Annotated in this window: 14 protein-coding genes; 7 read left to right on the top strand and 7 right to left on the bottom strand. The window is 73.5% G+C overall.

Annotated features, from left to right (window positions below; all coding sequences use genetic code 11):
- Positions 1 to 109: 109 nt before the first annotated feature.
- The 3 genes from R7226_RS06570 to R7226_RS06560 are packed head-to-tail and all read left to right on the top strand — an operon-like array spanning position 110 to position 3,533.
- Positions 110 to 1,693, top strand: coding sequence for a circularly permuted type 2 ATP-grasp protein (locus R7226_RS06570; RefSeq protein WP_318596245.1), 1,584 nt, complete (start codon positions 110 to 112; stop codon positions 1,691 to 1,693).
- Positions 1,694 to 2,650, top strand: a complete 957-nt coding sequence (locus R7226_RS06565) for an alpha-E domain-containing protein (RefSeq protein ID WP_318596244.1) — start codon at positions 1,694 to 1,696, stop codon at positions 2,648 to 2,650.
- Between the two features lie 4 nt (positions 2,651 to 2,654).
- Positions 2,655 to 3,533, top strand: coding sequence for a transglutaminase family protein (locus R7226_RS06560; protein WP_318596243.1), 879 nt, complete (start codon positions 2,655 to 2,657; stop codon positions 3,531 to 3,533).
- Between the two features lies 1 nt (position 3,534).
- Here R7226_RS06560 and R7226_RS06555 read toward each other — a convergent pair whose 3' ends face one another.
- From R7226_RS06555 to R7226_RS06540, 4 genes are all read right to left on the bottom strand, one after another.
- Positions 3,535 to 7,521 carry a glycosyl hydrolase gene (locus tag R7226_RS06555; RefSeq protein WP_318596242.1) on the bottom strand — a complete coding sequence of 1,329 codons (3,987 nt, stop codon included), beginning with the start codon at positions 7,519 to 7,521 and terminating at the stop codon, positions 3,535 to 3,537.
- A 241-nt stretch (positions 7,522 to 7,762) separates the two neighbouring features.
- Positions 7,763 to 10,000 (bottom strand): metallophosphoesterase, encoded by a 2,238-nt coding sequence (locus tag R7226_RS06550; protein ID WP_318596241.1) that lies wholly within the window; start codon positions 9,998 to 10,000, stop codon positions 7,763 to 7,765.
- 154 nt (positions 10,001 to 10,154) lie between these two features.
- Positions 10,155 to 10,691: a hypothetical protein gene (locus tag R7226_RS06545; RefSeq protein ID WP_318596240.1), complete on the bottom strand. Its 537-nt coding sequence runs from the start codon at positions 10,689 to 10,691 to the stop codon at positions 10,155 to 10,157.
- 54 nt (positions 10,692 to 10,745) lie between these two features.
- Entirely contained in the window at positions 10,746 to 11,219 is a 474-nt protein-coding gene (locus tag R7226_RS06540; protein WP_318596239.1) for a DUF6328 family protein, read from the bottom strand.
- 118 nt (positions 11,220 to 11,337) lie between these two features.
- Here R7226_RS06540 and R7226_RS06535 point away from each other — a divergent pair, with 118 nt between their 5' ends.
- From R7226_RS06535 to R7226_RS06525, 3 genes are read left to right on the top strand one after another with little or no spacing between them, the layout of a single operon-like run.
- A complete protein-coding gene (locus R7226_RS06535) occupies positions 11,338 to 11,943 on the top strand; it encodes a PspC domain-containing protein (protein ID WP_318596238.1) in 606 nt (201 codons plus the stop codon).
- Complete coding sequence (locus tag R7226_RS06530) at positions 11,936 to 13,120, top strand: ATP-binding protein (RefSeq protein ID WP_318596237.1); 1,185 nt, start codon at positions 11,936 to 11,938, stop codon at positions 13,118 to 13,120. The genes R7226_RS06535 and R7226_RS06530 overlap by 8 nt, the downstream gene beginning before the upstream one ends.
- 31 nt (positions 13,121 to 13,151) lie before the next feature.
- Positions 13,152 to 13,823 carry a response regulator transcription factor gene (locus tag R7226_RS06525; protein ID WP_318596236.1) on the top strand — a complete coding sequence of 224 codons (672 nt, stop codon included), beginning with the start codon at positions 13,152 to 13,154 and terminating at the stop codon, positions 13,821 to 13,823.
- A gap of 4 nt (positions 13,824 to 13,827) precedes the next feature.
- On the opposite strand, the gene R7226_RS06520 is transcribed toward R7226_RS06525, so the two are convergent.
- Genes R7226_RS06520 through R7226_RS06510 form a run of 3 tightly spaced genes read right to left on the bottom strand, consistent with a single transcriptional unit; the run spans position 13,828 to position 16,478 of the window.
- Entirely contained in the window at positions 13,828 to 14,448 is a 621-nt protein-coding gene (locus R7226_RS06520; protein WP_318596235.1) for a DedA family protein, read from the bottom strand.
- 9 nt (positions 14,449 to 14,457) lie between these two features.
- Positions 14,458 to 15,306, bottom strand: a complete 849-nt coding sequence (locus R7226_RS06515) for a hypothetical protein (protein WP_318596234.1) — start codon at positions 15,304 to 15,306, stop codon at positions 14,458 to 14,460.
- Complete coding sequence (locus R7226_RS06510) at positions 15,303 to 16,478, bottom strand: class I SAM-dependent methyltransferase (protein WP_318596233.1); 1,176 nt, start codon at positions 16,476 to 16,478, stop codon at positions 15,303 to 15,305. The genes R7226_RS06515 and R7226_RS06510 overlap by 4 nt, the downstream gene beginning before the upstream one ends.
- Positions 16,479 to 16,588: 110 nt before the next feature.
- On the opposite strand from R7226_RS06510, the gene R7226_RS06505 reads away from it, so the two are divergent.
- The coding region (locus R7226_RS06505; protein WP_318596232.1) for an ATP-binding protein at positions 16,589 to 18,730 on the top strand (2,142 nt) is incomplete at its 3' end.

Raw genomic sequence — 18,730 nt, 5'->3', positions numbered from 1 at the left:
CATGCCAGCTCGGCGCACGACAATGCCATTCGGGCCACCCCGCCTGTCCGATCACACTCCATGCGGCGAATGCCGATACCCCGCGCCGGGGTAGAGAATCGCTGCCACGATGTCCGAAGCGACCGCCCCTCAGCTCGACGGCTACCACCCGCGCGCCCCCTTCCTCGACGAGCTGTTCGAGCCGGACGGGCGGCCGCGCCACCACGCCGCCGCGCTGATCGCGGAGCTGGAGCGACTCGGCGCCGACGGGCTCGTCGAGGCCGGCCGCCGCCGCGACGCGACCTTCCTGCGCCAGGGGATCACGTTCGAGACCTCCGGCGACGACGGGCCGAGCCGCGAGCGGCCGTTCCCGCTCGACCTCGTCCCGCGCGTGATCGGCGGCGAGGAGTGGCGCTCGATCAAGCGCGGACTGGCGCAGCGGATCCGCGCGCTCAACGCCTTCGTCGACGACATCTACCACGCGCGCGAGATCGTCCGCGAGGGGATCGTGCCGTGGCGGCTCGTCGTCAGCTCGCCCAACTTCGCCCGCGCCGTGCACGGGATCCGCCCGCCGGGCGGCGTCTACACGCACGTCGCCGGCTGCGATCTCGTGCGCCACTCCAACGGCTCCTGGAAGGTGATCGAGGACAACGTCCGCACGCCCTCCGGGATCTCCTACGTGCTGGAGAACCGCGCCGCGATGACGCAGCTGCTGCCGCAGCTGTTCCAGAACTACCGCGTGCGCCCGGTCGACCACTACCCGCAGCTGCTGCTGAAGGCGCTGCGCTCGGTCGCGCCGTCGGCCGACAGCGAGGCGACCGTCGTCGTGTGGACGCCCGGCTCGCTCAACTCGGCCTACTTCGAGCACGCCTTCCTCGCGCGCCAGATGGGAGTCGAGCTGGTCGAGGCCTCCGACCTCGTCGTGCGCGACGACGTCCTCTACATGCGCACGACGCGCGGCCTCGTGCGCGTCCACGCCGTCTACCGGCGGCTCGACGACGACTTCGTCGACCCGCTCGAGTTCCGCCCCGACTCGCTGCTCGGCGTGCCCGGCCTCGTGCGCGCCTATCGCGCCGGCTCGGTCGCGATCGCCAACGCCTTCGGCACCGGCGTCGCCGACAACAAGGCCGTCTACCACTTCGTGCCCGAGATGATCAGGTTCTACCTCGGCGAGGAGCCGATCCTCGAGAACGTCAAGACCTACCTGCTCGCCGACGAGGAGGTGCGCGAGCACGTCCTGTCGCGGATCGACCAGCTCGTCGTCAAGCCGACCGACGAGTCCGGCGGCAAGGGCGTCACGATCGGCCCGCACGCCAGCGAGGAGGAGCTGGCCGGCGTCGCCGCCGCGGTCCGCGCCAAGCCCGAGGCGTGGATCGCGCAGGAGGTCGTGCGGCTGTCGACCGTGCCGACCGTCGGCGCCGACGGCATGCTCGCCCCGCGCCACGTCGACCTGCGCCCGTTCGCCGTCTTCGGCGAACGGATCGACATCGTCCCCGGCGGCCTCACGCGCGTCGCGCTGACGGAGGGCTCGATGATCGTCAACTCCTCCCGCGGTGGCGGCTCGAAGGACACCTGGGTGCTGGAGGACGGCGACGACGCCGACCGCGCCGGCCCGCAGATGGCCGACGTCGCCAGCCCGCCCGCGCTGCCGGAGATGCGCTACGGCGACGCCTGGACCAACCAGCAGCAACAGCAGCAGCAGGAGCCGCAGTAGATGCTGGCCCGCATCGCCCACGAGCTGTACTGGCTCGGCCGCAACCTCGCCCGCGCGGAGTTCACCGCGCGCTCGGTCGACGGCGTCTTCCGCACCGAGCTGCAGGGGCCGTCGGACTCCGGCCCCGGCGTCACGCTCGGCTGGACCGGCCTCGTCGCGATGCTCGGCGGCAGCTCCGCCGACGAGCGGCTCGGCCGCGGCGCGGCGCTCGCGCGGCTGACGCTCGACGCCGATCGGCCCGACTCGATGCTCGCCTCCGTCGAGCGGGCGCGCGAGGGCGCGCGCACCGTGCGCGACGTGATCTCCGCGGAGATGTGGGAGGCGATCAACACGACGACGCTGACGCTGCGCGGCGACGGCAGCGCGAGATGGTCGGCGCCGGCCGGCCCCTACCTCGCCTCGCAGTACGTCAAGCAGCGGATGGCGCTGATCTGGGGGATCGCCGACCGCGCGATGCTGCGCGACGAGGCGAAGTCGTTCCTCGACGCCGGCTCCTTCATCGAGGTCGCCGACATGATGCTGCGGCTGCTGCGGATCGCGCTGCCGAGCGGCGAGGAGGATCCCCGCCGCGACGGCAACGCGCTCGCGCTGCTGCAGGCGGTCGGCGGCTTTCACGCCTACCTGCGCGCGGTCACCGCGCCGCCGAACGCGCAGCCGGTCGCGCGCTTCCTGATCTTCGAGCGGGCCTACCCCGACAGCGTCGCCGCCTGCGTCGACTCGCTCCACGACGCCTTCACCGCCGCCGACGCCAGCCCGCGCGACTCGCAGCCGGTGCTGCGCGTCAGCCGCCTCGCCGCCGACCTCGACTTCCAGCGCCGCGTGCTGCCGGCCGGCGCCGAGCTGATCGGCATCTGCGAGCGGGCGCAGCAGGAGCTGGCCGCCGTCGACCAGGACGTCGCCGACCGCTACTTCGCCGGCATGGCCGCCGGCGAGCGCGGAATCGCGATGGTGGTGTGACCGCATGCACTTCTCGATCCGCTACCTGACCGCGTACAGATACGGCGCCAACGTCAGCGACAACCTCAACGCGCTGCGTGTGCGCCCGGCGACGACCTCGACGCAGCGCTGCGACGAGTTCCACACCCGCATCGACCCCGAGGCGCGCGTCACCCGCCACCTCGACTACTTCGGCACCGAGGTGCTGGAGTTCGGCATCCCGACCGGCCACGACCACCTCACGATCGACGTGCGCGCGCGCGTCGTCACGAGCGCGCCGCCGGAGCCGCCGCACGGTCCGTGGGCGGCGTTGCGCAGTGACGCCTACGTCGAGGCGGCGGGCGAGTTCCTGCTGCCGTGGCAGGACCAGCCGGCGATCCCCGGCGTCGATTCGCTGGAGGGATCGCTCGGCGCCGCCAGCGACCCGCTCGCGGCGCTGCGGCTGCTGATCGAGCTGGTCCCGGACACGTTCGAGTACCGCCGCGGCGCGACCTACGTCGGCTCGACCGTGACCGACCTGCTGGAGGCCGGCGCCGGCGTCTGCCAGGACTTCGTCCACCTCTCGCTCGTGCTGCTGCGGCGTCACGGGATCGCCGCGCGCTACGTCTCCGGCTACCTGTGGGCGGCGCCCGAGGACGAGGGCTCCGACTCGCTCGAGGTCGACACGCACGCCTGGCTGGAGGCGCTGCTGCCCGGCGTCGACGGCCGCGGCGAGCCGGTCTGGGTCGGCGTCGACCCGACCAACCGCCGCTTCGCGGGCGAGACGCACGTGAAGATCGGCCACGGCCGCTTCTACGCCGACATCCCGCCGGTCAAGGGCGTCTACCGCGGCGGCGGCAGCTCGACGCTCGACGCCAACGTGCAGATGTCGCGCCTGGACCCACAGGCCGGCGCGCGGGCGTAGCTCACGGCAGCGCCTCCAACTCGACGAGGCGCGAATAGCTCTCCGGCGCGGAGCTGACGACCACGCGCAGGCCCTCGGCGCTCACGCGCGGGACGGTCAGCTCCGCGAGCGCCGCTCTGTTGCCGCGCACCTGCCCGACCGTTCTCCAGCGGCCGTCGACCTCGAGCTGGACGTCGAAGTCGCGCACGCCGAAGACCGCGGCGGGATCCTGCGGCGTGTCGAGCGTCCAGACACGCACGCGCGAGACCGGGGCGGGGGCGTCGAACGCGACGGTGACGGTGTCCGGGAAGGCGGCGGCCGTGCCGTCGTTCCACGCCTCGCCGCGGCTCCACGCGGCGTGGTCGACGCTCGTGACGCCGTCGATCAGGAACCTGGCGTGCCAGGGCGACAGCGTCGAGGAGGCGCGGGCTCGCCCGAAGCGCGACGCGAGGTCGATCCGCACCGGCACGGTCGCACTCGCCGCGCCCGCGCGCAGGCGCAGCTCGCCCGTGCCGGGGATGCCTGCGCCGAGCGCCGCCGACACCGTCAGCTCGGCGGTGCCGGTGCCGTCGCGCCCGAGCCGCACGTCGACCGAGCGATCGCGCAGCTGCACCGGGCCGGACGCCTCGGCGGTCAGCCGCACACGGCCGGAGTCGCCCGTCAGGTCTCGCACCGCGACACGCAGCGTCCGCTGCTGGCCGGGTGCGACGCCGAGCGCGTCGACGGCCGGTCGCAGCTCCAGCAGGGCGCTGCGGTCCGCGCGCTCGAGCGCGACCGTCAGGCGCCGCTGCGGCAGCAGCCGCACCGGGCCGAGCAGGCCGGAGTCGCGCACGTCGCCGTGGCTGTTGGCGCCGGTGTTCGTGACCCGCACCGCGATCTCATTGGAGCCGGCGCGCAGCAGGTCGCCGACGTCGGCGACGTACGGCGCCCACAGCAGCGGCTGCGGGAGCGGCCTGCCGTTGATCGTCACCTCCGCCGCCGCACGCACGTCGCCGAGGTCGAGCGTCCACTCGCGCCCGGCGAGCTGGGCTCTCGTCAGCTCCAGCGTGCGCGTGTAGACGGCGCTGCCGGAATGCCGCGGCGCGAGGTCGGTCCAGCTGCCGAGCGGGCGCTCGGCGTCGATGCCGGCGCTCGTCTCGATCCGGAGCCGCCAGTCGCCGTCGAGCGCGACCGGCGTCAGCGGATCGGTGAGCGTCGTGCCGCCGCGGTACGCGCGGGCGCGATCGCGTGCGACGACGGCGAGCGGTCCGGGGCGCGTCGCGAGCACGGTCGCGCGCAGCCCGCGCCGGTCGGCGTCGAGCCGCTCGACGGTCGCGCCCGGGGAGACGGCGACGGCGTGCGGATCCTCGTCGCGACCGGCGTGCCCGCCGAACGTCACGCCGACGACCTCGTGCGGCTCCAGCGACAGCGGGATCTCCGTGCCGTCGGCGTCGTCGCGGTAGGTCGTCGCGGGCGCAACCGCTCCCGTCGCGGGGTCCCACAGCGTGGGCGCGCCCCGCAGCGGGAAGCGAGCGCTCGTCGCGATCGTCGTGCTGCCCTCGTTGACGACCATGAAGCCGCTGCGGCGGCCGTCGCGCAGCCGCAGCACGCGCACGCTGTCGGACGCGGGCGTCAGCGTCGCGGCGGCGTAGCCGCGGTCGGCGGCCGCGCGACCGGCGCGCGACCCGTCGGCCACGGTCACGAGGCGGCCGGCCAGGCGGGCCCACACCTGGCGCAGCTCGGCGTCGCGGCCGTCGACCTCCTGCAGCGGCAGCGGGCCGGCCGCGATCAGCGTGCCGCCACCGCGGGCGAACCGCTCGAGCGTCAGCGCCGCGGCGAGCGACAGCTGCGGCGTCTCGGGCAGCACGACCGCCTCGTAGCGCATGCGACCGACCTCCAGCGCGCCGCGCCGCACGACGGCATGGGCGCGCAGGACCGGGTCGCGGGTGAGCGCGCCCTCGTCGAGCAGGTCGAAATCGACCTGCTCGTCCTCGAGCGCGTGCACGGCGAGCTTGAACGCGCCGTCGATCGCGTCCGCGTCGGGTGTGCCCTGGCCGGCCTCGGCGGCCCGCTGGGGCTGCAGCAGCGCGGTCTGCGCGATCGCCTCGTTGCGGCCCAGCTCCATCACTCGGCCGATCCAGTCGTTCAACGGCCGCGCCAGCCTCCACCACGGGTTGGCGCCGTTGTACGGCGGCGGGTACGGGACGGTCGTCTGCTCGGAGAAGGCCGCGTGCAGGAGCGTGAAGTTGACGCCGCGCGCCGCGAACGCGCCCGTCACGTCGCGGGTGTCTCCGGGCGTGACGTGCCAGCCGAAGGCGCCCATCGCCTCGTTGTAGACCTGCGGCAGGCCGAGCTGGTGCGCGGCGCTCGCCGGCCAGCGCGGCAGCAACCGCTGATCGCCCCGCTGGAAGTGGTCGTAGATGACGTCGGTGCCCGGGATCTGCGCCCACTGGTTGAGCGCGTTGAGGTTGCCGCTGCTTCTGATCTGCTCCGCCGGCCCGTACTCGTCCCACAGCGGGTTGGAGATGTACTGGACGCCGAGGTCCTCCATATATCTGTGCTGCTGCTTGTAGTACGCCTCCGTGAAGCGGTCGGAGACCGTGCGCCAGAAGCGGCCCTGCACGCGCTGGCCGTTGCGGCCGAAGCCGCTGCCCTGCTGCAGCGCGCTGAGCGCCTGCGCCGGGTTGGTGCCGTGCCTGCGCAGCGCGCGTTCCAGCGTCGGGGACCACGGCGTCGCGTTGAAGTGCGCGTCCGCGGAGGGGAGGAACGGCTCGTCGTCGGCGAAGCCGCGCAGAACGGTTCCGAAGGCCCACGGGAAGCGGCGGTGGTACTCGCCGACGACGACGTCGAGGAAGCGGCCGACGGCCTCCTCGTCGAGCGTGTCGAGGTAGTAGCGGCGGAAGTTGGAGTCGTCGATCAGTCGCTGCACGAGGAACGTGTCGATCCGCCATCTGCCGGCGGGTGCCTCCCAGCTGCGGCCCTCGCGGGCGAGGCTGGTGAGGTCGACGACGGCGTTCGCGTCGTTCGCGCGCGGGCCGTCGGCCGGGCGCGCGGCGAGCGCGGCGAGTCTGTCGATCGGCGCGTCGAGCTCGAAGCGGCCGAGCGCGACCTCGTCGTCGAAGGTCTCGTCGAGCAGCGTGCTGCCGTCGGCGGCGACGATGTGCAGGTCGTCGCGCAGCGAGCGCTGCGTCGCGACGGCGCGCACGCCGACCCGGCCGCGCGGGAAGGTCGCGTCGCGGACCGTCGCGACGACGGTGCCGTCGAGGCTCGCGGTCAGTTCGTCACCGTCGACCTGGATGCGCACTCTGTGCTCGGCGCCGGTGTCGAAGCCGGGGAGCGTGCCGCCGTCGTGCAGCAGTGAGAAGCTGCCGTCGCGCTGGCGCCAGACGTCGACGCCGCCGTCCTCGCCGAGGTCGACGAGGTAGCCGTTTCTGGCGTCGGGCGAGCGCACCACCGTGCCGGTGGCGCCGCTCTGCATCCGCACCGTCGTCGTGACGGTGTAGTCCTGCCAGTCGGCGCCGTCGCGCAGCAGCGTGACGCCGGCGCGGGACGCGGCGTCGACGACGAGCCGGCCGCCGGAGACCGACAGTCCGGTCGCGAGCAGCTGTCTGACGTCGACCTGGCGGCCGCCCTCGACGACCGTCGTGCCGGCGGCCGCGGCCCCCTGCATCCGCAGGTCGGGACGTGGCTCGTACGTTCTGCCACCGAGTCTGCCGCCATTGACGACGATGCCGGCGCCGCGTCCGCTGGGGAAGATGTCGTCGTTGAACAGCCACACGTGCATGCCCGTGCGCTGGGCCTCTCTGAGCGTGTGCTCGATCAGCGCGAACCACTCCTCGGTGAAGAAGCCCGGCCGCAGGTTCGGCGTGTCGTAGGGGAAGACCAGCACCTCGTCGACGCCCTGCGCGCGCAGCTCCGCGAGCTGGCTGTCGATCAGCGCCGGGGTCACGGTCCCGTTCCAGAACCACAGGACCGCCGGTCGGCTGTCGCTCCGCGGCTGCGCGAACTGCGCGCGGTCGAATGCGTGCACGCTCGCCGCGCTGATGAGCCCAAGCCCGAGCACGGCGAAACAGAGCGCCAAGAAGCGCTGTTTCATGGTTGTCTCCCTCCAAAGAACAACGAAAGCAACCATGAACCTACATGAACGCCCACGCGCCTGGTGGACAATGTGGTGCCGTCGCGTCTCGACGACGCCTCAGATCCAGCTCACGCACGCCGGCGCGCGCGCTGTGTGAGCCGCGCGCGCCGGATCGTGCGCGATCAGCTGCGGATCAGCGGACCGCGACCTTCGCGGCGACCGTCTTGCCGCCCTGCGCGAAGCGCAGCTGGTAGCTGCCGCGTGCGACCTTGCGGGTCGCTCTGAGGCCGCCGAGGCGGCCCTTCGCGTAGGTGCGACCGCTTCTGACCAGCCGCGCTCTCGCCTTCGCCGAGGTGGCGCGGGCGCCGTAGGTCACCGAGCAGGTGATTCTCTGCGACGAGCTGGAGCCCGTGATCTTGCACGTGACGAGGGCGTCGCGGCCGTTGAGGCCTCTCTCGCCCTTGTCGCCCTTGGCGCCGGTCGCGCCGGCGGCGCCGACCGGACCGACCGGCCCGATGGCGCCGTCTCTGCCGTCGACGCCGTTGGTGCCGTTCGTGCCGTTCGTGCCGGCGGGACCGGCGGCGCCGGCATCACCCTTGTCGCCCTTCTCACCCGGGTCGCCCTTGTCGCCCTTGGGACCCTGGCCGGGCGTGCCCGTGCCGCCGTCAGCGACGTTGACGAGGATGCCGGCCGAACTGGACGCGGCGAATCTCGTCGGGTCGAGCGGCTGGAAGGCCGCCGTCAGCGCGTGGCCGCCGACGCCGAGGACCGAGGTGCGGAAGCTGGCGATGCCGTCCTCCAGCTCGACCGGCTCGCCGAGCGCGCTGCCGCCATCGAGGAACTGCACGCTGCCGACCGCTCTGTGCGAGACGCGCGCCTCGAGCACGACCTGCTCGCCGCTGCCGATCGACGTCTTGTTGGCGCCGAGCGACGTTCTCGTGCCGCGGGCCTCGGCCTGGTCGAGCGGGTCCGTCTCGGGATCTCTGTCGAGGTCGGTGACCGTCTTGGAGACGTCCCAGCCGTCGCCGGGCTTGTCGACGCGGTAGCCGTCGAAGAACTTGCCGTTGGCCAGGCGCGCCTGGTAGGTCAGCGAGTTCTGCTTGACGTCGATCAGCTGGTAGAGCTGGATGTACTGCGCCGCGATGCGCCGTCTCGCGCCGTTGTCGCTCCAGTTCAGCCCGGCGTTGAGGTCGTACATCTTGCCGCCGGAGACGGAGATCGAGTAGACCGCGCCGTGCGACTTGGTCGGGTCGGTCGTGTCGTCATCCTTGATCTGGTTGCCACGGTTGTAGACGTGGTCATGGCCCTGCAGGACGAGGTCGACCTTGTATCTGTCGATCAGCGGGTTCCAGTTGTCGCGCACGACCTGGTTGTTGCGCGAGCTGGTGCCGGCGTAGACCGGGTGGTGGAAGGTGACGACCGTCCACTTCGGGCGGTTGGGATCGCTCAGGATCGCCTCGAACCACTGCGTCTGCGCGGCCAGCACGTCGTTCTGGACGGGGCCGTTCTGGAGCGGGTTGGAGTCGAGCGAGATGTAGCGGACGCCCTGGTAGTCGACGTAGTACGCGCTCTGCTTGACCGCTTCCAGCACATTCCCGTCAGCAGCTCTCGGGCCGTTGGCGGGGAACGGGAACTGCGGCTTCCAGAAGGAAGTGATCGCCGTCGAGCTGTTGTACTCGTGGTTGCCCGGCGTCGCCAGCACGTTGCGCGTCTGGTTGTTGTAGCCGGCCGCGCCGTACCACTCGCCCCATTCCTTCTCCTGGATCTGGAGATTGGCGTCGCTGACGCCGGTCTGGTTGACGAGGTCGCCGGCGTGGATCATCAGCTTCGCCTTCGGGCGATCGAGGATCGCCTGGTGGAAGACGCGCGGCACGGCCGAGTCGATGTAGTTCTGCGCGTCGCCGAAGTAGACGAACGAGTAGGGCTTCAGCCCCGCCTCGGCGGTCGTGAAGTCTTCCCACGCGGTCCAGTTGGTGACCGGCCAGCCGTTGGGATCGGTGCCGTCGCCGACGCGGTAGGCGTAGCGCGTGCCCGGCTTGAGGTCTCTGAACTCGACCACGTGGTAGCGGTTGAGGTAACCCGTTCTCGGGTCGACCGTGCTCGTCGTCGCGTCGACGGTGACGATTCTGGAGTAGTCGGTGTCGTCGATCGGCGTCAGTCTGTCCATCATCGTGTCGCCGAAGGCGGCCGGCGCCTCGATGATCTGCGCCTTCGGCGTCTCCGCGTTGGAGCGCCAGCTGACGCGCTGGCTGTGCGCCGCGTCGTCGGTCGGGATCAGCGCGACGCGATCGGGGTTCGCCGACGGCGCGTAGCGCTCGATCGCGGGACGCGGGACGTCAGCGGCGACGGCCGAGGCGATGCCACCGGGCACGAGTGCTGCGGCCGGCAGCGCGGTGGCAAGCGCGCATGCCGAGAGCGCCCGCCGGAGCATCCTGCTCGCGGCAAGCGATGAAGCGGGACGTGAAGACGTCACTCGCTCTCCTTATTCATTCAGTGAGGTGAGGGATGTGGCACCGGTCCCACACCGGCGCCGGGCAGGATGGTCGCCGACCGCCGGACCGATCTCGTTACGAGTCGGTGAAGTCCTAGCTGTCTCTGCCGTACGCGATCGGGTCGATCTTGAATTCACCCAATCGCGAATAGACGACGCACATCGCGCTACGGTCACCGTCCTGGGTCCACGAGCGCTCAGTCGGGAGCACCGGGTAGACGTCGAGCCTGTGCGTCCCAGCGCCTGGCTCACCCCACAGGTCGCGGAAAGCGCGCTCGCAGCCGGCAGCCGCCTCGTCGGCGATCGTCGCTCTGTCCCAGCGCTGCTCCTCCAGCGTCATGAAGGTGAAGACCTCGTTCTCGGCGCCGACGCAGCCGACGGTGTTGAGCTGCGGCTCGCCCATCGCCTCGTTGATCGCCGGATCGTGGAAGCAGTCGCCGTTCTCGAACGTCAGCACGCCGGGCTCGTCGGCGTCGATGAAGTGGGCGTCCTTGACGACGTTCGCTGCGGCTGCCGGGGTGGTGTCTTCGCCGGTTGCGATCAACGTCGCCGCCAACACGACCGTCACGGTGACGATCACGGCGGCGAGCAGGAGCGCGAAGCGGCGGCGGGGTGAGAGTGCGGTGGCCATCAGCGCCGCACCCTATGCACGCCGCCGCGCGCAGATTTGACGGAGTTGTGAACCTCAGTCGTCGTCTTCGACGCCGAGGTCCTTGTGCTTGGGCAGCACGAACCACAGCAGCACGAACAGCAGCGCCGCGAGCCCGCCGAAGATCGCCGTCGCGACGGTGCCGAAGAGGATGTCGGCGATCAGCACCATCACGCCGACGAGCGCGATCGCGAGGAAGACGATCCCGCCGATCGCCAGCCTGTTGGAGATCATCACGAGCTCGCGCTTGCGTCTGGCGCGGAAGTTGAGGCGGTGGTAGGCGGTCGGCGCGATCATCAGCGCGATCGCGATCAGCGCGCAGCAGAGCGTCGCGAAGTAGACGTCGCGCTGAAACGCCGTCACCTGCTCCCAGCGCGACTGGAACGGGACCGCCAGCAGGAAGGCGAACAGGACCTGCACGCCCGGCAGCGCGACGCGCAGCTCGTTGAGCAGTTCCAGCAGGTTGCGGTCGAGCCGCTCCTTCTCCGTCTCGCGGCGTTCTTCGTCCACCGCCCCACCCTACCCCGATCCCCGCGACCCCTCTCAGGGTCAGCTCCGGGTCATGCCGGATTGCCGACGGCGGCCGATCGGGCGAAAGTGCTGACAGCTTCCGAACGAGGACCCGCCGATGAACTCCGACGCCCCCACCGCCACCCCGACCGCGCTGCGCCGCAGCTCCCAGGACCGCGTCCTGCTCGGCGTCTGCGCCGGCCTGGCGCAGACGCTCGAGCTGCGGCCTCTGCTGGTGCGGATCGGCGCCATCCTGTTCGGCGCGCTCGCCTTCCCGCTGCTGGTGATCGCCTATGCAGCGGTCGCGCTGATCGTGCCGCGCGACGACGGGCGGGTCCTGCTCGGCGGCGAGCCGCACGACGGCCGCGAGCAGCTGCTCGGCTGGAGCACGGTGCTGTTCGCCGGCGTCCTGCTGATGGCGTCGGGCCTGGAGCCCGAGCAGCTCGTGTGGCCCGCGCTCGACCGCGGCGGGCTCGTGCTGGCGGCGTTCGGGATCGCCGCGCTGGTGATCCGCGAAGGGCGTGCTGCAGCGGCGGCGCCGGCCGTCCCCGGGGCGAGCGCCCCGGGGGCGCCGCCCGCCGCGCCGGCGCCGCCCGCGCCCACCCCCACCGCCTCCACCCATGCCGACGTCGAGAGCACCGCGACGACCGTCGTGCACGAGGTCCCGGTACCGTCGAGACGTGGCCCCGCGCGACTCATCGCCCGCCTCAGACGCGGTGACTGACGCGGTCGCGCCGCCGGCCGCGCCGCGCACGCTCGCCCGCGCGGGCGAGCAGCGGGTGCTGCTCGGCGTCTGCGGCGGCCTCGGGCAGGCGCTCGGCGTCGACCCGATCGTCGTGCGGCTCGCCTTCGCGCTCGCGACCGCCGCCGGCGGCATCGGCATCGCCGTCTACCTCGCCGCCGCGCTGCTGCTGCCCGGCCCGCCCGCCGACAGCCCGCGGCGCCCGTACCGTGCCCGCGCGCAGGAGGCGGCCGGGCTGCTGATGCTGATCCTGGTCGGTGCCGCGGTGCTGTCGGGGACCGGCTTCCTGCTGCCGCTCGACCTGCTCGGCCCCGGCGTGCTGCTGCTCGGCGGCCTCGCGCTGATCTGGCGCCAGGCCTCGCCCGACACGCTGCCGACCGCGCCGCAGGGAGCCGACGCGGCGCGCACGCTGCTGGGGCTGATGCTGCTCGGCGGCGGCGCGCTGCTGCTGCTGCGCGTCGGCGCCGACGCGACCGTGCTCGCCGCCGGCCTCGCCGCCTCCGCCGCGGCCGCCGGGATCGGGCTGCTGGTCGGCCCGCGGCTGCGCCGCGCGCGTGTGCTCGCGGAGGCCGAGCGGCGCGAGCGTGTCCGCACCGAGGAGCGCGAGCGCGTCGCCGAGCGGCTGCACGACTCGGTCCTGCAGACGCTGGCGCTGATCCAGCGCGAGCCGGACGCGCGCCGCGCCCAGCTGCTCGCGCGTCAGCAGGAGCGCGAGCTGCGCGCCTGGCTGTACGGCGGCGAGGACGCCGACGCGCCGGAGACCTTCGCCGCCGCCCTCCGTCACGCGGCCGACGAGGTCGAGGTCAACTACGGCGTCGGCGTCGCGCTCGTGCAGCCACGCGACGCGCCGCTCGACGAGGATCTCGCGGCGCTCGTCGCGGCCGCGCGCGAGGCGATCACCAACGCCGCCAAGCATGCCGGCGTGAGCGAGATCTCGGTGCTCGCGCGCGTCTCCGAGCAGGAGGCGTCGGTCTTCGTGCGCGACCGTGGCAGCGGCTTCGAGCGGACGCTCGTGGCGCCCGACCGGCGCGGCCTGCGCGAGTCGGTCGAGGCGCGCATGGCCCGCCATCGCGGGCATGCGACGATCCACAGCGTGATCGGCGAGGGCACCGAGGTCGAGCTGACGCTGCCGCGCACACGCGAGGGCGGTCGCTCGTGAACGCGCCGCGCACACGACCGAGCGGTCGCCGGTGAACCGCCCGCTGCGCCGCGTCGTGCTCGTCGACGACCACGCGATCTTCCGCGCCGGTCTGAAGGCGGGACTCGATGCGACCGTCGAGGTCGCCGGCGAGGCCGGGACGGTCGAGCAGGCGGTCGGCCTGATCCGCGCGCTCGACCCCGACGTCGTGCTGCTCGACGTGCACCTGCCCGACGGCGGCGGCCAAGCCGTGATCCCGGCCGTCCACGCCGAGCGGCCCGGCGTGCGCTTCCTGGCGCTGTCGGTCTCCGACGCGGCCGAGGACGTCGTCGCGGTGATCCGTGCCGGCGCGCGCGGCTATGTGACGAAGTCGATCTCGCCGGAGGAGCTGCTCGACGCGATCCACCGCATCGCGGACGGCGACGCCGTCTTCTCGCCGTGGCTCGCCGGCTTCGTGCTCGACGCGTTCGGCGGCGGTGGCGCGGCCGGCGACGGCGTCGCGACGACCGGTCCCGCCGCCGACCCGGAGCTCGACCAGCTGACGGCGCGCGAGCAGGACGTGCTGCTGCTGATCGCCCGCGGCTATCTCTACAAGGAGATCGGGGTCAGACTCCACATCTCCGTCAAGACGGTCGAGTCGCACGTCTCCAACGTGCTGCGCAAGCTGCAGCTGTCCAACCGCGCCGAGCTGACCCGTTGGGCAGCTCAGCGGCGGATGATCTGAGCGGCTACGCCGAGGCGGCGCGCTTGCGGCGGCGCAGCAGCAGCCACGCGGCGCCGCCGACGATCAGCAGCACGACGGCGATTCTCAGCGGCAGCCCGTAGTCCTCGACGACTCTGGTGACGTCCTCCCAGTTGGCGCCGAGCTGCTTGCCGGCGAAGACGAGGATGCAGTTCCAGATCAGCGAGCCGATCGTCGTCAGCACGATGAAGCGGACGAGGCCCATCCGCATCATGCCAGCCGGGATCGAGACGAGCGAGCGAGCGATCGGGATCACGCGCGCGACCAGCACGACCCAGTCGCCCCAGCGGTCGAACCAGTCCTCGGCTCTGTCGAGGTCGGCGGCGCTGACGCGCAGCACCTTCCCCCACCGCAGCGTCAGCGGCCGGCCGCCGTAGAGGCCGATCGCGTACAGGATCAGCGCACCCGCGAGCGAGCCGAGGGTCGCCGCCAACACGACCAGCAGGAAGTTCAGCTCCCCGGCGTCGACCTCGAATCCGGCGAGCGGGAGGACGACCTCGGAGGGGATCGGCGGGAAGACGTTCTCCGCGACCATCGCGGCGAAGATGCCGGGATATCCGGCGGTCGTGACGGCATCCCGTGCGACCTCGGTGACTTTGTCGAGCACTCCCCGAGGCTATCGATCCCTGCACCAGAAAGGTCGCACGCAGACCTCGTGGAAGCCGGCGCCGAGCAGGTTGCGGTAGGAGACGTCGCGCTGGCCGCTGCCGCGCTCGCCGGTCTCCGCGACGAGCAGCCGCAGCCGGCGCCGGCGCGCCATCTCGATCCGCGCCGCCAGCAGCGCCGCCTGCGCGCCCTGGCCGCGCGCGGCCGGATCGGTCGCGCCCCACGTGACCCAGCCGGCGCCGCCGGCGACGTACAGCGAGCCGGTCGCGACGAGCCGCTCGCCGGCGTAGGCGCCGAGGCACTCCCAGCCCGGACGGCAGGCGATCGCGCCCAGCCATGGCGCCAGCCCGGCCGGCAGCTCGAAGGCGCGGGCGAGCAGCTCGCCGAGCCGCAGCCGGTCGTGCAGCGGCACGCGCTGGATCTCGAACGGGCAGTCGCCGCGCAGCGGCAGCGGCGCGTCGACGGCGCGCGCGAACTTCATCCACGCGACGTCGCGCCGCCAGCCGCGCGCGTGCAGCTGCCGCTCGGCCGGCGCGCCCTCCGCGACCGCCGCCAGCGCCGGCAGGCCGCGCACGGCGAAGAAGCGCTCGATCGCGTCGAGCGTCCGCGGTGCGAGCGGCCTGACCGGGTCGATCCCGAGCGCGTGGTTGACGACGCGGCGGCCCGGCTGGTCGGCGACGGTCAGGCAGTGGATCCCGCCGGGCAGCGTCGCGTCGGCGACGCCGTAGCGCTCGGCGACGACCGGCGGAACCGCCGACCACTGGTCGCGGTAGCCGGCGATCTCGACCGCCTCCAGCTCGCGCATCGGCAGCGCCGGCGAGAGGCCGCCGGCGACGATCGCATCCGCGAGCGCGCTCATGGGACGAGCAGGTAGAAGCGCCACAGGTCGTGCTCGATCCCATCGAGCACCTGCACGCTGGTGAAGCCGGCGTCGGTCGCGTAGCGCGCCATCGTCGCCGGCCGCATCACCGTCCCGGTCGCGGCCGCGTGCTCGTGCTCGCGGCCGGTCGGGAGGCAGAACAGCACGCTGTAGGCGTAGAAGAGCCGCTCCAGCTCGTCGCCCGGCGCGGCGAACTCGTGCGCGGTCTTCTCGTCGGCGACCAGCAGCACGCCGCCGGGCGCGAGCAGCCGCCGCGCCGCGGCGAGCACGTCGACCGGGTCGGCCATGTCGTGGACGGCTTCGAAGATCGTCACGAGGTCATACGGCTCGGGCGCGTCGAGCTGCTCGCCGGCGCGGGCGCGGAAGCGGACCTGCGGCTCGACGCCGCTGCCGCGCAGGTTCGCGCGCGCGAGCGCGATCGAGGGCGCGTCGGCGTCATAGCCGTCAACGGTCGCACGCGGGTAGGCGCGCGCGAGCGCGATCGTCGACCAGCCGCCGCCGCAGGCGACGTCGGCGATCCGGCCGCCGCGCTCGGAGAGCGCCTTGTGCAGGTCGGGGAGCGCCGCGATCCAGGCGGCGAGCTGATGCTCGAACAGCGGGCGGTTGGCCTCCGCCTGCGCCTCACGGAAGAGCGGATAGACGTCGTAGGGGATGCCGGCGCCGGTGCGGAACGCCTCGATCAGGCGGTCGAGCGGCTGCACGACGGCGACGAGCATCTGCGTCAGCGCGCCCGCGGCCGCGAGGCTGGTCGGGTCGAGCAGCACCTCGGCGTGGGCCGGCGGCAGTGCGAAGCGGCGCTCGTGCGGGTCAGCGGAGTTCTGCACGACCGTGACGATCGCCGCGCTCGCCTGCTGCTCCAGCCACTCGCGCACGTAGCGGGCGTCGGTCTCGGTGCGGCCAGCCAGGTCGGCCGCGGTCTGCGGGCCGTTGTCGTGCAGCGCGGCGTAGAGGCCGAGCGCGCGGCCGAGGTGGATCGTCGTCGCCTCCATGCCGGCGAGCGCGAGCGCGGTGACGCGCTCGGCGAAGGCGGGTGCGGTGGGGATGAGGCTGTGGGGCGCGGCGGGGGTGGGCGCGGCGGGGGTGGGCGCTGACGCGCTGGGTGCGGCGGGGCTCGGCGCGGCGGCGCTGGCGAGTGGTGCGACGGCGGTCATCTCGGCCTTCCTCCTGGTCGTCGGGGCGCTGCGGTTCGGCACAGCGTCGGCGAGCTCCGTCTGCGAACCGTCTTGCGTTCGTCTGCGACCGCTCTACGATCCGCTTTACGGTGCTCGAGATCGCTCTGCTCGACGGGCTGCGGCTGCGTGCCAGGGGGCATGAGCTGCCATTGCCCGCGAACCGCCCGGCGCGGGCGCTGCTGGTGTGGCTGGCGCTGCATCCCGGCGTCCACAGCCGCTCCCGCGTGGCCGGGACGCTGCGACCCGAGCGGGGCGAGGAGGCGGCGCGCCAGGGGCTGCGTCAGGATCTGTGGACGCTGCGCCGCTCGCTCGGCCCGGCGGCGGAGGCGCTGATCGCACGGCGCGAGGAGGTCGGGCTCGAGGGGGCCTCCGTCGACGCGATCCTGCTGCGCGGCCAGGCTGAAGGTGGCGACGCTCAGGCGGCCGCACGGCTGGCGACCTCGACGTTGGCGCCCGGGCTCGACGACGAATGGCTGGTCGCGCTGCGCGCGAGCGCCGCGGACGAGCTGGCACAGCTGTGCGGCCGTCGCGCCGATGCCGCGGAGGCGGCCGGCGACCGCGCCGGCGCGCTGCCGTGGTGCCGCACGCGAGCGGCGTTGGAGCCGCTGTCGGAGAGCGCGCAGGCGCAGCTGATCCGGCTGCTCGCGGCCGGCGGCGACCGGGCCGCCGCGCTGGCGCTGGCCGGCGAGCTGCGCGCCCGCCTGAGCGAGCAGCTCGGCGTCACCCCGTCAGCCGCCACCCGCGCGCTCGTCGACCAGGTGCTCGCCGACGAGGCGCCGCACGCCGCGCAAGCCGGACCGGACGGTGCGCAAAGCGCGCCGCACTCTGCGTCAGACGAACCGCACTCTGCGCAAGCCGCGCCCGCGGATGACCCGCCGCCGATCGCGCGGCCGGCGCTGCCGCTGCCGCCGCCGCTGGCGCTGGGACGCAGCGGCGGGGCGGCGCTGGTGGGGCGCGACGGGCAGCTCGCCGCGCTGCGCCATGCGTGGGCGAGCGCGAGCGACGGCGGCGCGCCGCGGATCGTGCTGCTGCCAGGCGAGGCCGGGATCGGCAAGACGCGGCTGACGGCCGAGCTGGCGCGCACGCCCCATGCTGACGGCGGGCTCGTCCTCTACGGCCGCTGCGATGAGGAGCGGATCGGCGCCTACCAGCCGCTCGTCGAGGCGCTCGACCGCGCGCTCGCGACCGGCGCGCTCACGGCCGACCTGCTGCCGTCGGCGCGACGCGAGCAGCTGGCGCGGGTGCTGCCGAGCATCGTCGCCGCGCCTGTCGCGGGGGCCGCCGCTGCCGCCAGCTCGAGTGGCTTCGTCGCAGCCGGCAGCAGCTCAGGCGGCATCGTCGCGAGCAGCACCGGCGCGACGGCGACGGGCGGACCGAGCGCGTTCTCCGCCGACGGCGAGACGCGGCGTGCGCCGGCTGACGGCGAGGACCGGCTGCACCTGTTCGAGGCGTTCGCCGCCGGGCTGCGCGCCGCGGCCTCCGTCAGCCCCGCGCTGCTCGTGCTCGACGACCTGCACTGGGCCGATCGACCGACCGCCGCGCTGGCGCTCCACCTCGCCCGCGCGCTGGAAGGGACGCCGTTGCTGATCGTGCTCGCCTATCGCGACACCGCGCTCACCGACGCCGACCATCCGCTCGCGCCGCTCCGAGCCGAGCTGCGCCGCCGCGACGACGCGTTGGAGCTGCCGCTGGGACCGCTCAGCGCCGAGGCGCTCGGCGCGCTCACGCCGGATGCCGAGATCGCGCGCACCGTGCACCGCCGCAGCGGTGGCAACGCGCTCTTCGCGATCGAGCTGCTGCGCGACCTCGCCGAGCGCGACGGCGACGGTGCGGGCCACGCGAGCGATGCTGTGCCGCTCGCCGTCCATGACGTGATCCTCCAGCGCGTCGCGCGACTCGGCGACGACGCCGGCGAGCTGCTGCGAGCCGCGGCGGTCGCCGGCCAGCGCTTCTCGCTCGCCGACGTCGAGGCGCTCTGCGACCTCGACGAGGGCCGCCTGCTGACTGCGCTGGAGACCGCGCTCGCCGCGCGGCTGCTGCGCGAGCTGGACGAGCGCTCCTACGCCTCCGGCCCAGCCTACGCCTTCGCCCACGCGCTCGTCTGCGACGCGCTCGCGCAGGGCATCAGCGCCGCGCGGCGGACGCGGCTGCAGCTCGCCCTCGGCCACTCGCTCGCCCAGCGCGGCGCGCCCGCCGGCGCCGTCGCGCGGCGGCTGCTGGCCGCCGCCCCG

Origin of the sequence: Conexibacter stalactiti, assembly GCF_033542075.1 — a bacterium.
Lineage (GTDB): Bacteria > Actinomycetota > Thermoleophilia > Solirubrobacterales > Solirubrobacteraceae > Conexibacter > Conexibacter stalactiti.
Note: the sequence above shows the minus strand (reverse complement) of the source record. Positions and strands in the feature narration are given on the sequence as shown.

Bases quoted from the DNA above. Each gene is read 5' to 3' on its own strand.
- R7226_RS06570 (WP_318596245.1), top strand. From the start codon at position 110: ATGTCCGAAGCGACCGCCCCTCAGCTCGACGGCTACCACCCGCGCGCC.
- R7226_RS06565 (WP_318596244.1), top strand. From the start codon at position 1,694: ATGCTGGCCCGCATCGCCCACGAGCTGTACTGGCTCGGCCGCAACCTC.
- R7226_RS06560 (WP_318596243.1), top strand. From the start codon at position 2,655: ATGCACTTCTCGATCCGCTACCTGACCGCGTACAGATACGGCGCCAAC.
- R7226_RS06550 (WP_318596241.1), bottom strand. From the start codon at position 10,000: ATGCTCCGGCGGGCGCTCTCGGCATGCGCGCTTGCCACCGCGCTGCCG.
- R7226_RS06545 (WP_318596240.1), bottom strand. From the start codon at position 10,691: ATGGCCACCGCACTCTCACCCCGCCGCCGCTTCGCGCTCCTGCTCGCC.
- R7226_RS06535 (WP_318596238.1), top strand. From the start codon at position 11,338: ATGAACTCCGACGCCCCCACCGCCACCCCGACCGCGCTGCGCCGCAGC.
- R7226_RS06515 (WP_318596234.1), bottom strand. From the start codon at position 15,306: ATGAGCGCGCTCGCGGATGCGATCGTCGCCGGCGGCCTCTCGCCGGCG.
- R7226_RS06510 (WP_318596233.1), bottom strand. From the start codon at position 16,478: ATGACCGCCGTCGCACCACTCGCCAGCGCCGCCGCGCCGAGCCCCGCC.